This window comes from Arthrobacter sp. CDRTa11, from assembly GCF_026427775.1.
Lineage (GTDB): Bacteria > Actinomycetota > Actinomycetes > Actinomycetales > Micrococcaceae > Arthrobacter.
Window position 1 is genome coordinate 1738143 of record NZ_CP044532.1, and the last position, 14233, is coordinate 1752375.

The following is a 14233-nucleotide window of genomic DNA, read 5'->3' on the forward strand; positions in this document are numbered from 1 at the left end:
GGAGGCGGCCGGCATCGTGAGTAATGCAGAAGCCACGACTTCATCAGACCGTACCGGAACGGGTAGGGCTGAAGCTGCGCCTGCCTACAATCCGGAAGCTGCCCGGCTTCGGGCATTGCTTGAACCCGCTGTGCAGGCCAACCGCCTGTACCTTGAGGACGTCACAATTAATGTGGCTGGATCCCACCGAGTGGTCCACGTTGTGGTGGACCTGCCGCAGGAGGAAACCGGCGGAGTGAACCTGGACGTCATCTCGGACATCTCCAAGGTCCTCTCGGACGTTATGGACAACGACCCCGGCGACGACGGACGTCCCTACGACCTCGAGGTTTCCTCCCCGGGAGTGGGGCGCCCGCTGACCGAACCCCGGCACTGGCACCGCGCCAGGGGCCGTATGGTCAAGGTCAACGTCATCCAGGGCGAAAACGTCACCGGCAGGGTCCAGTCCGTGGATGACTCCGGTGTGACCATCGTCCCCGAAATAGCCGTCAAGAAGGGCATGAAGCCCAAGCAGGGCGAGCCCGTGAAACTCCCTTTCGACAGGATCCGCAATGGAAAAGTCGAGATCGAATTCAGCCACCTCGAAGAAGCTGGTCTGGAACCTGAACACAATGGACCTTCTGAGGAGGCCTGATGGATATTGACATGAGCGCGCTGAGACTCCTGGAGCGTGAGCGCGAAATTCCGCTGGACCTCCTGATCCCCACCATCGAGCAGGCGCTCCTGGTGGCCTACCACAAGTCGCCGGGCGCCTTCGAGAAAGCCCGCGCCGAGTTGGACCGCAAGAGCGGTCACGTCACCATCTGGGCTGTGGAAATCGACGACGACGGTGCCCCCATTGGCGAGTTCGAGGACACCCCTGCCGGCTTTGGCCGCATTGCGGCGAGCACGGCCCGCCAGATCATCCTGCAGCGCCTGCGTGATGTTGAGGACGACAACGTCCTGGGTGAGTTCAAGGGCCGTGAGGGCGAGCTCGTGGCCGGAACCATCCAGCAGGGAAACAATCCCCACATGATCCAGGTCAACCTGGGCACTGTGGAGGCTCTGCTGCCGCCGCCGGAACAGGTGCCGGGGGAGAAGTACATCCACGGCAACCGGCTCCGCGCCTTCGTCATTGACGTTCACCGCGGCACCAAGGGTCCCTCGATCACTCTGTCCCGTTCGCACCCCGGCCTGGTCCGGAAACTGTTCGAACTGGAAGTGCCGGAAATCGCTGACCGCTCGGTGGAAATCGTTGCACTGGCACGCGAAGCCGGTCACCGTACCAAGATCGCAGTCAAGGCAAACACTCCGGGCATCAACGCCAAGGGCGCCTGCATCGGCGAAATGGGGTCCCGTGTCAGGGCCGTCATGACCGAGCTGAATGACGAAAAGATTGACATTGTGGACTTCAGCGAGGATCCGGCGACATTTATCGCCAGCGCCCTGTCTCCGTCCCGTGTGAATTCGGTCACCATCATTGACGAGGCCACCCGGTCTGCACGGGTTGTGGTTCCGGACTACCAGCTCTCGTTGGCCATCGGCAAAGAGGGGCAGAACGCCCGGCTTGCTGCCAAGCTCACCGGCTGGCGGATCGACATCGTTTCCGACGCCGCAGCGCCGCGCGACAGCTAAAGCAGCGGCAACCGAACCCCGAACAGCGTTAACGCGAAGCCCTTGGACCCGCCGGCGTGTCACGCCGGCGGGCAGGGTTTCGGGCAGAACGGCCCTGAGGGGCTAGAATAGACATGACCGCGCCTTACGGCCGGTATTCGTGCGCCCAGAGCGTGCCCGTTCCGCTGACATGCGGTGACGGGGCGGCCGGGGCCGGCAGTTTTGAACGTCAGGAAGATGCTCACCGTGGCAGAAGTGCTTCACAGCGAGAATCAACCGCAGCGTACCTGCATCGGATGCCGGAAAAAGGGATCGCGGTCGGAGTTACTCCGGCTCGTCGCCGAAGGCAGCGGTTCATCCGCTGTCCTGGTGGATGAACGACGCCGGATGGCTGGCCGGGGTGCATGGCTGCACCCCAGCGAATCGTGCCTGGCCCTGGCGGTCAAGCGGCGAGCATTCGGACGTGCCCTCAACGGCGCAACCGGAATTGCCGCCGTCGAACGCCGGATCAAGCCAGGCACGAGCGCTGCAGGCACGCTGTGGATACCTCCGGTAGGCACAGCACAAACCGTCCAACCTGAAAGCGGGTCAGAAAACTGATGGAAACCCGATGAGTTCCCAGCGATGAGTGCGCAACGATGACAACTTTGTTGCGCTCTGCAATGGGCCCTTCAGCCGCATCCGCGGCGGGGGTCCGCAGTAAGAAGTAGACGGTTCGTGCCTGGCTCGGTGCGGACCGAGACAGGAGAAATGTGGCCAAGGTCCGCGTACATGAGCTTGCAAAAGAGCTCGGTATTACTTCCAAAGATGCAGTGACAAAACTGCAGGAACTGGGCGAATTTGTTCGCTCCGCCTCTTCCACCATTGAGGCTCCGGTGGTGCGGAAACTCCGCAACGCCTACCCCGACGCCGCTGCGAAGTCCGCAGCCCCGGCAGCAGCGCCCAAGGCGCCTGCCCCGTCGGCTGACACACGCCCCGCAGCGCCTGCCCCATCGGCAGATTCGCGTCCCGCGGCACCCAAGGCTCCGGCTCCCCGGGCAGAAGCAACCGCTGCTGCCCCGGCGCCCGCCGCACCCGCTCCCGCAGCTGCCCCGGCACCTGCAGCGAGTGCACCAACTACTGCTCCTACTGCAGGTTCTCCCGCAGGTGGAAGTCCGTTCAGCGGAGCCAAGCCCGGTGCGCGTCCCGCACCCAAGGCTGAGACTCCCGCCGCCCCCACCCGCTCTGGCGGATCAACACAGGGTGGATCAGGCCAGGGTGGCGCCCCGCGTCCGGGCGGTCCCCGTCCGGGCAACAACCCGTTTGCCACGTCGCAGGGCATGCCCCGCGGCCGCGGCGGCGACGGAGAACGTCCTCCGCGTCCGGGTAACAACCCGTTTGCTCCCTCGCAGGGTATGCCCCGCCCGGGTGGAAGCCGCACTGACGGCGACCGTCCCGGTGGACCGCGTCCCGCAGCAGGTGCCGGTGGCCCCCGTCCGGGTGGCCCCCGTCCCGCGGCTGGCGCCGGTGGGCCCCGTCCCGCAGCAGGTGCCGGTGGTGCCCGTCCCGGTGGCGCTGGTGGTCCGCGTACCGCGGGTGGCGGTGCCGGTGGAAACCGTCCTACTCCGGGCATGATGCCCAACCGCACCGAACGTCCCGCACCGGCTGGCGCCGGCGCAGGCCGTCCCGGTGGCGGTGGCCGTGGTCCGGGCCGTCCAGGCGGCGCTCCGGGCACCGGCGGTGCCCCGGGTGCCGGTGGCGGAGCTCCCGCAGGCGGAGGCTTTGGCAAGGGTGGCCGCGGTCGCGGTGGTACCCAGGGTGCCTTCGGCAAGGGTGGCGCCGGGCGTGGCAAGCAGCGCAAGTCCAAGCGTGCCAAGCGCCAGGAACTCGAGCAGATGAGTGCTCCGTCGCTGGGTGGCGTGAGCGTACCCCGCGGCGACGGCAACACTGTAGTACGGCTTCGCCGTGGCTCGTCCATCACGGACTTTGCCGACAAGATCGAGGCAAACCCCGCCGCACTGGTGACCGTGCTGTTCCACCTTGGTGAAATGGCAACGGCTACCCAGTCGCTGGACGAGGAAACCTTCGCGCTGCTGGGCGAAGAGCTCGGCTACAAGCTCCAGGTTGTGTCCCCGGAGGATGAGGAGCGCGAGCTTCTTTCCACCTTCGACATCGACTTCGAAGCAGAGCTTGAGGCCGAAGGCGACGAAGACCTCGAGGCACGTCCTCCGGTTGTCACCGTTATGGGCCACGTCGACCACGGTAAGACCCGACTGCTCGATGCCATCCGCAAGTCCGACGTTATGGCGGGCGAGCACGGCGGCATCACGCAGCACATCGGTGCCTACCAGGTCACGCACACCCACGAGGGCGAAGACCGCAAGATCACGTTCATCGATACTCCGGGCCACGAGGCGTTCACCGCCATGCGTGCCCGTGGTGCCAAGGTGACCGACATCGCCATCCTGGTGGTCGCAGCGGACGACGGCGTGATGCCGCAGACCGTTGAGGCCCTCAACCACGCACAGGCAGCCAATGTGCCCATCGTGGTGGCCGTGAACAAGATCGACAAGGAAGGCGCAAACCCGGAGAAGGTCCGCGGCCAGCTGACCGAGTACGGACTGGTTCCCGAAGAGTACGGTGGCGACACCATGTTCGTTGAGGTCTCTGCACGCCAGAACCTCAACATCGACGAGCTGCTCGAGGCAGTCCTGCTCACCGCAGACGCCGCCCTGGACATGCGCGCCAACCCGAACAAGGACGCCCGCGGTATCGCGATCGAAGCCAACCTGGACAAGGGCCGCGGTTCCGTGGCCACCGTCCTGGTCCAGTCCGGTTCACTGCGTGTCGGTGACACGATCGTTGCCGGTACGGCCCACGGCCGCGTCCGCGCCATGTTCGACGACGACGGCAGCGCCCTGACCGAGGCCGGCCCGTCCCGCCCCGTGCAGGTACTGGGTCTGTCCAACGTGCCGCGCGCCGGCGACACCTTCTTCGTGACCGCCGACGAGCGCACCGCCCGTCAGATCGCCGAGAAGCGTGAAGCAGCCGACCGCAACGCAGCCCTGGCCAAGCGCCGCAAGCGCATCAGCCTGGAAGACTTCGACCAGGCCGTGGCAGATGGCAAGATCGACACCCTCAACCTCATCCTCAAGGGTGACGTGTCCGGTGCCGTGGAAGCCCTCGAGGACGCACTGCTCAAGATCGACGTCGGCGAAGGCGTGCAGCTGCGCGTCATCCACCGCGGCGTTGGTGCCATCACGCAGAACGACGTCAACCTGGCAACAGTGGACAGCGCCGTTATCATCGGGTTCAACGTCAAGCCGGCCGAGCGGGTTGCCGAACTGGCAGACCGCGAAGGCGTGGACATGCGCTTCTACTCCGTCATCTATGCAGCAATCGATGACATCGAGATGGCCCTCAAGGGCATGCTCAAGCCGGAGTACGAAGAGGTCCAGCTGGGCACCGCCGAGGTCCGCGAAGTGTTCCGTTCCTCCAAGTTCGGCAACATCGCCGGTTCCATCGTTCGCTCGGGTGTTATCCGACGCAACACGAAGGCCCGCATCAGCCGCGACGGCAAGATCATCGGTGACAACCTCACCGTTGAGACGCTCAAGCGCTTCAAGGACGACGCCACCGAGGTCCGCACGGACTTCGAGTGTGGTATCGGTCTTGGCTCGTTCAACGACATCACCGAAGGCGACATCATCGAGACCTTCGAGATGCGTGAGAAGCCGCGCGTCTAAGGTGTTCGTTTAGCTGGCGGGGCCGTTGGAATTTTTCCGGCGGCCCCGCCCCTACGCTGGGCGGCAACGGATCTGCGATCCTTTGCCGCCCAGCTCCGGTAGGCCCGATGCCACTCCCAGGCCGCCGGAAAAATCCCAACGGGAGTCCGTCGTCGGCTCACCGTAGTGCGTGGCAAAAACTGAAAAGAACGACGCAGCTGATCTGGCCGCCGTCGTACCCCCAAAATTTTTAGGAGTGGAAATGGCTGATCCCGCACGGGCTGCCAAGTTGGCGCAGCGGATCAAGGTTGTTGTTGCTGAGGCTTTGGGCCGGAAGGTTAAGGATCCTCGGCTGGAAGGCATCACTGTTACTGATGCCCGCGTGACCAACGATCTGCAGCATGCCACCATCTACTACACCGTTTTCGGCGATCAGGCTGTCCAGGCTGATGCTGCCAAGGGCCTGGAGAAGGCCAAGGGTGTGCTTCGGCAGGAAGTGGGCCGGAACGTTACAGTCCGGCTGACTCCCAGCCTTGAATTCGTGGCCGACCAGATTCCCGTGGTTGCCTCCAACCTTGAGGAGCTGCTTCGCGAAGCCAAGAAGCGCGATGCCGAGGTGGCCGCCCTGGCTGAAAACGCCAAGCACGCCGGAGATCCCGACCCATACAAGAGCGACATTCCTGCCGACGTTGAGATCGACGAGGACGACTTCGACGAAGAGGAGCTTGACCTCAGCGACGACGGCGAATTCGAAGAAGACAGCAACAAGTAAGTGAAGGCCGGCGTTTAGTAACTCCAGGCCGGTATTTTCAGGCTGAAGGGCGGGGACCGAAATGGTTCCCGTCCTTCAGCCGTTTAAGTGCCGGCGGCTGACTATGATCAGATCATGGCGGCGTCAGAGGCAGGGCCTGATCCAGTGGTAAATCCCGGTTTGGCAGGCAATCCCACACCCGAGGACTATCTCCATCTGGCTGTTCAGACTGCGGTCAGAAACGTGGCCGATGGCGGCGGTCCGTTCGGCGCCGTTGTTGTCACCCCCGACGGCGGCCTGCATTACGGCGTCAACAGGGTGACCCGCGACAACGATCCCACAGCCCACGCAGAGGTGGTGGCGATCCGCCGAGCCGCGGCGGACTCCGGGAACTTCGATCTCAAAGGCTCGGTGCTCTACACGAGTTGTGAGCCCTGCCCATTGTGCCTGGCCGCTGCGCTCTGGGCACGCATTGACCGTGTCTACTATGCAGCGGACCGGCACGGCGCCGCCGCTGCCGGTTTCGACGACGCCCTGTTCTACGAATACTTTGGCGGTGCCCGGCCTGATCTGATGCCCGTCAGCAGGGGTGACATTCCGACGTCGGACGCTCCGTTCCAGGCTTGGCGGGACTTCGGGGACCGGGTGGAGTACTGACAATGGCCCTGGAACCGACCCTGATCGCCTGCCCCAACTGCGGGAAGACCAACCGGATTCCCGCGGCGGCGACCGGCCACCCGCGCTGTGGCAGCTGCCGTCAGGACCTGCCATGGATTGTCAACGCCGGCGATGACGACTTTGCGGTTGTCGCCGAGCAGTCGCCGGTTCCCGCCCTGATTGATTTCTGGGCTGCCTGGTGCGGCCCCTGCCGGATGGTCAGTCCCGTGCTGGACAAGTTGGCACGGGAAAGGGCCGGCCGGATCAAGCTCGTGAAGGTTGACGTGGACAGTTCCCCGGGCCTTTCCCGGCGGTTTGATGTGCAGGCGATTCCCACGCTGATGATCATTGTGGGCGGCAGGGTGATCGCCCGCCAGGCCGGCGCCGCACCTGCCGGGGTGCTCCGTTCATGGCTGGATGACGCCTTGGCGGCCCATCGCACCTAGCAGGCCACCAAGAATTTAGCAGGCCATCAAGATCCGGGGAGTACCTCAGGTCCGCGCGGGCAGGCGGCCAACACCCTCCACGAGTTCCGGCTGCTTGCCGCAGAGCGCTATGCGTACCCAGCCCTCGCCAATGGACCCAAAGGCGGTTCCCGGCGCAAACGACACCCCCGACTCGGCGAGGAACCGGCGGGTCCAGGCCCGCACGTCGCCGTCGCTGACGTGGCTGACATCCGCCCAGAGGTAAAAGGCACCCTGTGCACTGAGATACGGGATTCCCTTGGCGTCCAGGACAGCGGAAGCGGCGTCCCGGTTGGCCCGGTAATGCTTGTGTGCCTGCTCCACATAGTCCTGGGGACCCGTCAGTGCCGCGAGCGCGGCATATTGGGACGGTGAGGCGACACAGGAAACGATCGCCTCCATCACATTGTTCATTTTCTGCTCCAGGCCGGGCGGGCAGACGAGGGCGCCGATCCTGAGCCCTGTCAGGCCGTAGGTCTTGGAGAGGGTCAAGGAGGTGAAGACCCTCGCCTCGCCCGGAACGTCGCTGTCGAACCGGGCAGCGCTCACGTGCGGAACATCGTAGGTGAAGGCTTCATAGCATTCGTCCGAGATGATCCAGAGATCGTGCCGGCGGGCCAGCTCAACGAGGTCGCGGGTCAGGTCCTTACGCAGGACTGCTCCGAGGGGATTGGACGGGGAGTTCAGCATCAGCACCCTGGTGCGGTCCGTGATGAGGGCCTCGACGTCCTGGAGCCGGGGCTGGAAATTCTGGTCCGGATACAACGGGTATCCCACCGGAACAGCGTTCAGGAGCCGGCTGGTCATGGCGAAGGTGGGGTAACCGGGATTCGGGATCAGGATTTCATCCCCTGGCGCGAGGAGGAGGCTCATGGCAAGGTGCAGGCCCTGCTGGGCGCCGGCCACCACATAGACGCGGTCGGCGGCGATGCTGCTTTGGTTGCCTGCGCCTGACAGTTGGCCCGCGCCTGACTGGTTGCCCGCGACGGTCAGGTTGCCGGCGTCGATCCCCGCTCGGAACCGGGCCGCGAAGGCTTCACGCAGGGCGGGAATACCGGCGTTTGGCGTGTAGTTTGTCTCGTCCCGATCAAGGCATGCCATTCCGGCGTCCAGCACATGGCGGGGGAGCGGGAAGCCCGGTTCACCGATGCTCAGGACGATCGCTTCAGGATGACGCCAAGCGGCCTCAGTGATTTCGCGGATCTGGTTGACGGGGACGTTCCGCACATGGGCAGCAAGCTCAGGCATGCCTGCCATCCTAGCCGCCCCGTTGGGTCCCGCGACGAGGTGGGCAGGCGGCGCGAGCAGCGCCGATATACTGGGAGGCGTGCTTTCTGGACTGGTGATAGTGGACAAACCGCAGGGATGGACCAGCCATGATGTGGTTGGCCGGATGCGGCGACTCGCCGGTACCCGGAAAGTGGGGCATGCGGGAACCCTTGACCCCATGGCCACCGGTGTCCTGGTGGTGGGCATCAACAAGGCGACCCGGCTGCTCACCTACATCGTGGGCACGTCCAAGACGTACACGGCAACCATCCGCCTGGGCCAGTCCACCATTACCGACGACGCCGAAGGTGACGTGATCGCGTCCATCAGCGCCGCCGCCGTCGCCGATGAGGAAATCCACGACGGCGTGGCCGCCCTCACCGGCCAGATCCAGCAGGTGCCCAGCAGCGTCAGCGCCATTAAGGTCAACGGGGAACGGGCGTATGCACGCGTACGGTCCGGCGAAGACGTGAAACTCGCGGCGCGGCCCGTCACCATCCACCGGTTCGAGGTACACAGCATCCGGCGGGAGTCAGGGACTGGCGTTGTGGACGTGGACGTCACGGTGGAGTGTTCCTCGGGTACCTACATCCGTGCCCTGGCGCGGGACCTTGGTGATGCGCTGGGCGTAGGCGGGCATCTGACCGCGCTCCGCCGTACCCACGTGGGCCCGTACTCCCTGGACCAGGCCCGGACCCTGGAGCAGCTGGCCGAAGAACTCCAGGTACTCGAGATGTCCCAAGCCGCCCGCGCGCTGATGCCCAACAGGGAACTCACAGCGGATGAAACCACTGAGATCTCTTTCGGCCGCCGGATCCCAGCCGGCTCACCGGCAGGAGATCCGCTGGCTGCAACGGTGGAGAGCCCGGCCGCTGCCTTTGCCCCAGACGGAAGCCTGGTGGCGCTGTTGGCTGATTCCGGCAGCTTTGCCAAGCCAGTGCTGGTGTTCGCACCCGGCAACGCCACCGCGCCCGGCAACGCCACAAGCCAGGGGACATAGGCGTGGACGCATACTTCTACATCATTCTTGTGGTCGGTCTTATCTCGACCGGTATCTGCCTGGTGGCGGGGATCGCCAAAAAGGCCCCCAACGACATCACCATCCTGTCGGTGGCCGCAGTGGAAGTCGCCCTGGTGGTATACCTCGTGGGATCCATCGTCAGGGTCATCGCGGGTGAGCCGATCGCGGGGGAGGCCTGGGAGTTCTGGGGTTACCTTGCCACCGCGATGCTCCTGCCGCCCGCCGCCGTCTACTGGTCCATCCTGGAACGGACCCGGTGGAGCAATTTTGTCCTGGCCGCCGTCGGCATCACCGCCCTGGTGATGGCCGCCCGAATGAACCAGATCTGGTACTGAAGTGGAAGAAGCCCGTCCCGTGAAATCACAGCAGCAATCGACGCCGGGGAATGTATCCGCACAAGGCAAGGACACACGCAACACCGGACCCGGCCGCCTGCTGATCGCTGTTTACGCAGTGTTCGCCATTTCGGCCACCGCCCGCGCCGGCTACCAAATCCTCACGAAATTCTCCGAGGCTCCGCTGGCCTACCTGCTTTCCGCCTTCGCGGCTTTGGTGTACCTCGTGGCCACCGTCTCCCTGGCCAAGCCGGGCCGCACCTGGTTCAAAGTGTCCGTAGCGGCCGTTCTGGTGGAACTCGTGGGCGTGTTGGTGGTGGGAGCCCTGAGTCTCTTCGATCCCATCCAGTTCCCGCACGAAACCGTCTGGTCCCTCTTCGGCCGCGGCTACGCCTTCATCCCGCTGCTGCTGCCCATTCTGGGCCTGGTATGGCTGTACCGGCGGCGGCCCGGCAGCCGTCCGTCCACCGGCAAGGGTTAGCATCATCGGCCCAAGGGGCGGTCCGGGCAGGTGCTGTGACACAAGGACTGGCACAGCCTGCTTTGCGGGTAATCTTAGAGAGTTCCGGCGCCGGCAGGGTTCCGGGACATGTCAGTATCAGGCAGTAAAAAGGCGAGGGTGATGGTCAACATCTGGAACGATCCGTCCGAGGTCCCGGCGGACTTCGGTCCCTCCGTTGTCACCTTCGGCAACTTCGACGGCGTCCACCGTGGCCACCAGCAGGTGCTGTCCCAGCTCATCCGCTCAGCCCGCCTGAACAGGACCAAAGCCGTGGCGGTGACGTTTGATCCACACCCGGCAGTGGTTCATCGGCCCGAGTCTGCGCCTGAGATGATTATGGGCCTGGAGGACAAGCTGGAGGCGCTGGGGGAGTTGGGCCTTGATGCCATCCTGGTGATGAAATATTCGCTGGAACTCGCCAGCCTCACCCCTGAAGAATTCGTGCGCCAGGTGCTGGTGGACAGCCTTCACGCCAGCCACGTGGTGATCGGTCACGATGCCCGGTTCGGCCGTGGGAACTCCGGCGATCTTGACACCATGAAAAAGCTAGGCCAGCAGTTTGGCTTTGACGTCCAGGTCATCAGCGAGTTCGGCTCCGAAGGCTTCCCCCTGCACGACGACGACGGGACGGACCGGCGCTGCTCCTCCACCTGGGTGCGCGAGGCATTGCGGGAAGGTGACGTGGCAACGGCCGGCGCAGTACTGGGCCGTCCGCACCGAATGCGCGGCGAAGTGGTGCACGGTGCCGCCCGCGGCCGTGCCCTGGGATTTCCCACGGCCAACCTGGCCCCGAATGCCAGCGGACTGATCCCCGCAGACGGGATTTACGCGGGCTGGCTTGTTGACCAGGCCGGCACCCGCTGGCCGGCTGCGATTTCCGTGGGGTCAAATCCCACGTTCGACGGCGTCAGCCGGCAGGTTGAGGCCCACGTGATCGACCGTCCCCATGAGGCCGTGGAGGACTTCGATCTGTACGGCCAGACAGTAGTTGTCGAGTTCGTGGCCCGGCTCCGTGGCATGGTGGCGTACCGTGGGCCTGAGGCGCTCGTTGACCAGATGCGCCTGGACGTGGTCCAGGCTCACGATCTCCTGGTCCGGCGCTGACTGGCCTGAACGGGATCAACCGCAGCCATCAATGAGGAAGGCAGCACCGTGTCCGTAGAGAAGAACACCAGGAAACTGGATAAAGGCATCGTGCGGGATTTCAGCTCCCGGATGAGCTACGCCTCCTATTTGCAGCTGCCCACCCTCCTCAGTGCGCAGCAACCTGTCAGCCGTCCCGAACACCATGACGAGCTGCTGTTCATCATCCAGCACCAGACCACTGAGCTCTGGCTGAAACTGGTGCTGCACGAGCTCCGGAGCGCGGCCGCGTGGCTGCGTGAGGACGATCTCGGCGCCGCGCTGAAGGGCATCGCCAGGGTCAAACACATCCAGAAGACGCTGACCGAGCAATGGTCCGTCCTGGCAACCCTGACCCCCACCGAGTACTCCCAGTTTCGGGGTTTCCTGGGCAACTCATCGGGCTTCCAGTCCAGCCAGTACCGTGCGGTGGAGTTTGTCCTGGGGAACAAGAACCGGAAGATGCTTCCCGTCTTTGAGTCGGACCCGGAAGCACATCAGATGCTGGAAGGGCTGCTCAACGCCCCCAGCATCTACGACGAGTTCCTGGCCTACCTGGCAAGGCAGGGCCTGGACGTGCCGCAGGCGGTCCTGGAACGCGACGTCACCCGGGCCCACGAATTCACTCCCGAGTTGGTGCCGCTGTTCAAGCACATCTACGAGAACCCGGCGGAGAATTGGGGTGCCTACGAGGCGTGCGAAGAACTCGTTGACCTGGAGGACAACTTCCAGCTCTGGCGGTTCCGCCACCTGCGCACGGTACAGCGCACCATCGGCATGAAGACGGGCACCGGAGGTTCCACCGGCGCCGCCTTCCTGCAAAAGGCGCTGGAGCTGACGTTCTTCCCTGAACTCTTCGCCGTCCGGACGGAGATCGGCCAGTGAGCGGGGAATCGCAGGCAACGGTGGAAAATTCCGCCGCCGGTGCCCTCCTTCGGCGGGCCGGGCAGCTTGATGCCCAGGACCCGCTGGCACACTACCGGGACCTGTTCATCGGCACGGACACCGACCTCTCCTACCTGGACGGCAATTCCCTGGGACGTCCGCTCAAGAGGACGCCGGAGGACATCAGCGACTTCATCCACAAAGGCTGGGGCGGCCGGCTGATCCGGGGCTGGGACGAGGAATGGCTGGAGCTGCCGCAGGGCATCGGCGACCAACTGGGCAGGGCGGTGCTGGGTGCCGCTCCAGGGCAGACGATTATCGCCGATTCCACCACCGTGGTTCTTTACAAGCTCATCCGCGCCGCGCTGGCCGCGGTGACCGATCCTGGCCGCACTGAGATTGTCCTGGACACGGACAACTTTCCCACCGACCGCTACCTGGTGGAGGGCATCGCCCGCGAGGAAGGCCTCTCGCTGCGGTGGATTGAAGCCGATCCGTCGTCCGGGGTCACCCCCGAACAGGTGAGGCAGGCGGCCGGGCCGGCTACCGCCGTCGTACTTTTGAGCCATGTGGCGTACAGGTCAGGGTTCCTCGCCGATCTGCCGGCCATCACGGAGGCCGCCCACGATGCCGGAGCCCTGGTGGTGTGGGACCTCTGCCATTCAGCCGGTTCCGTGGAACTGGATCTTGACGGGTCAGACGTAGACTTTGCCGCCGGCTGTACGTACAAGTACCTCAACGGCGGACCCGGCTCACCGGCATTCGCCTACATCAACAGCCGCCACCTGGCGTCATTCCGGCAGCCGATCTGGGGCTGGATGGGGCGCAAGGACGCCTTCGAAATGGGGCAGGGGTATGAGCCTGCGGCGGGTATCCGGGGCTTCCTCAGCGGAACCCCGGCGATCTTCGGAATGCTGGCCATGCGCGGCACCCTGGACCTCATTGAAGAAGCCGGCATGGCAGCCGTCCGGGAGAAGTCGCTCAAACTCACCGCCTACGTAGTGGAACTGTTCGAAGAATGGCTTGAACCCCTGGGCGTGCAGCTGGCATCGCCGCGGAACCCGGAGCGCCGGGGCAGCCACATCACACTGGACCACCCTGAATTCCGGAACATCACTGCCACGCTGTGGGAGCAGGACGTCATTCCGGATTTCCGGGCTCCGCACGGCATCCGGATCGGGCTGTCTCCACTGAGTACCAGCTATGCAGAAGTCTTCCGTGGCATGGCGGCCATCCGGGACCAGCTTCGTCCCTAGCCACCGGCCACGCTCACGCCAAGTATCCTTGTGCCCCGCCCTCTTGTGGGCGCAGGACCGTTTTCCGGCCAGAACGGGTTGTTTTCCGGCTGTTTTCCGGCCAGAGCGGGCTTCTGTTTCGACAAGATTGCAGCGCGGCCGCTAAACTGAACGTTGGATCCGGCTGCAGTCCGTGGCGGCTGGTTCCTGCCATGCGTGAAAAACCCTGTTTTTCACGGAATTCTGCTTCGCCGGGATTCCGCGCTGGCAGACCCGGCAGTGAGTTACTGATTCGGGCCTCACGGCACATCAATAGGAGTTATTGTGGCACTTGACGCCGCTGTAAAGCAGTCCATCATCAAGGATTTCGCAACATCTGAGGCCGACACCGGTTCACCGGAGGTCCAGGTTGCAGTCCTGACCCAGCGGATCAAGGATCTGACTGAGCACATGAAGGAGCACAAGCACGATTACCACACCCAGCGCGGTCTGCTGGCCATGGTTGGTCGTCGCAAGCGCATGCTCACCTACCTCAAGAACACTGACATCGCCCGCTACCGTGCGCTCATCGAGCGTCTCGGCCTGCGCCGCTAGTCAGGCTTAAGGGGCGGCCCTTTCCTCCATGGAACGGGCCGCCTTCTTCAGAAGAAAATTAAACAGGAGGATCAACCGCATCACGCATTCGCGGTCCTCGG

The 14233-nt window shown here is 64.4% G+C and carries 15 protein-coding genes; 14 read left to right on the forward strand and 1 reads right to left on the reverse strand.

Annotation, left to right across the window (positions count from 1 at the left end; all coding sequences use genetic code 11):
• Window positions 1–16: 16 nt before the first annotated feature.
• The 7 genes from rimP (at window position 17) to trxA (ending at window position 7151) form a co-directional block, all read left to right on the forward strand.
• Window positions 17–634 carry a ribosome maturation factor RimP gene (rimP, locus tag F8G81_RS07885; RefSeq protein WP_267278438.1) on the forward strand — a complete coding sequence of 206 codons (618 nt, stop codon included), beginning with the start codon at window positions 17–19 and terminating at the stop codon, window positions 632–634.
• The gene (gene nusA, locus F8G81_RS07890) at window positions 634–1614 is read left to right on the forward strand and encodes a transcription termination factor NusA (protein ID WP_267278439.1); all 981 of its coding nucleotides are present in this window, start codon (window positions 634–636) and stop codon (window positions 1612–1614) included. The genes rimP and nusA overlap by 1 nt, the downstream gene beginning before the upstream one ends.
• 216 nt (window positions 1615–1830) lie before the next feature.
• A complete protein-coding gene (locus F8G81_RS07895; protein ID WP_267278440.1) occupies window positions 1831–2193 on the forward strand; it encodes a YlxR family protein in 363 nt (120 codons plus the stop codon).
• 152 nt (window positions 2194–2345) lie between these two features.
• Window positions 2346–5318: a translation initiation factor IF-2 gene (gene infB, locus F8G81_RS07900; RefSeq protein WP_267278441.1), complete on the forward strand. Its 2973-nt coding sequence runs from the start codon at window positions 2346–2348 to the stop codon at window positions 5316–5318.
• A gap of 241 nt (window positions 5319–5559) precedes the next feature.
• Window positions 5560–6069 carry a 30S ribosome-binding factor RbfA gene (gene rbfA, locus F8G81_RS07905; protein WP_267278442.1) on the forward strand — a complete coding sequence of 170 codons (510 nt, stop codon included), beginning with the start codon at window positions 5560–5562 and terminating at the stop codon, window positions 6067–6069.
• Window positions 6070–6183: 114 nt separating this feature from the next.
• Complete coding sequence (locus F8G81_RS07910; protein WP_267278443.1) at window positions 6184–6705, forward strand: nucleoside deaminase; 522 nt, start codon at window positions 6184–6186, stop codon at window positions 6703–6705.
• Between the two features lie 2 nt (window positions 6706–6707).
• Window positions 6708–7151, forward strand: a complete 444-nt coding sequence (gene trxA / locus F8G81_RS07915; RefSeq protein ID WP_416377115.1) for a thioredoxin — start codon at window positions 6708–6710, stop codon at window positions 7149–7151.
• A 45-nt stretch (window positions 7152–7196) separates the two neighbouring features.
• Here trxA and F8G81_RS07920 read toward each other — a convergent pair whose 3' ends face one another.
• Complete coding sequence (locus tag F8G81_RS07920; protein ID WP_267278444.1) at window positions 7197–8417, reverse strand: pyridoxal phosphate-dependent aminotransferase; 1221 nt, start codon at window positions 8415–8417, stop codon at window positions 7197–7199.
• Window positions 8418–8496: 79 nt separating this feature from the next.
• On the opposite strand from F8G81_RS07920, the gene truB reads away from it, so the two are divergent.
• The 7 genes from truB to rpsO all read left to right on the forward strand — a co-directional run bounded on the left by truB (window position 8497) and on the right by rpsO (window position 14132).
• A complete protein-coding gene (gene truB / locus F8G81_RS07925; RefSeq protein ID WP_267278445.1) occupies window positions 8497–9438 on the forward strand; it encodes a tRNA pseudouridine(55) synthase TruB in 942 nt (313 codons plus the stop codon).
• Between the two features lie 2 nt (window positions 9439–9440).
• Window positions 9441–9794 carry a hypothetical protein gene (locus tag F8G81_RS07930; RefSeq protein ID WP_267278446.1) on the forward strand — a complete coding sequence of 118 codons (354 nt, stop codon included), beginning with the start codon at window positions 9441–9443 and terminating at the stop codon, window positions 9792–9794.
• Window positions 9795–9813: 19 nt separating this feature from the next.
• Window positions 9814–10275 carry a hypothetical protein gene (locus F8G81_RS07935; RefSeq protein ID WP_267278447.1) on the forward strand — a complete coding sequence of 154 codons (462 nt, stop codon included), beginning with the start codon at window positions 9814–9816 and terminating at the stop codon, window positions 10273–10275.
• Window positions 10276–10416: 141 nt separating this feature from the next.
• On the forward strand, window positions 10417–11400 hold the full coding sequence (locus tag F8G81_RS07940) for a bifunctional riboflavin kinase/FAD synthetase (RefSeq protein WP_267278448.1): 984 nt from the start codon (window positions 10417–10419) through the stop codon (window positions 11398–11400).
• A 48-nt stretch (window positions 11401–11448) separates the two neighbouring features.
• Window positions 11449–12303: a tryptophan 2,3-dioxygenase gene (gene kynA, locus F8G81_RS07945; RefSeq protein ID WP_267278449.1), complete on the forward strand. Its 855-nt coding sequence runs from the start codon at window positions 11449–11451 to the stop codon at window positions 12301–12303.
• Window positions 12300–13559 carry a kynureninase gene (gene kynU, locus F8G81_RS07950; protein ID WP_267278450.1) on the forward strand — a complete coding sequence of 420 codons (1260 nt, stop codon included), beginning with the start codon at window positions 12300–12302 and terminating at the stop codon, window positions 13557–13559. The genes kynA and kynU overlap by 4 nt, the downstream gene beginning before the upstream one ends.
• Before the next feature lie 303 nt (window positions 13560–13862).
• Window positions 13863–14132 (forward strand): 30S ribosomal protein S15, encoded by a 270-nt coding sequence (rpsO, locus tag F8G81_RS07955; protein ID WP_247048644.1) that lies wholly within the window; start codon window positions 13863–13865, stop codon window positions 14130–14132.
• The last annotated feature ends 101 nt before the right edge of the window (window positions 14133–14233 follow it).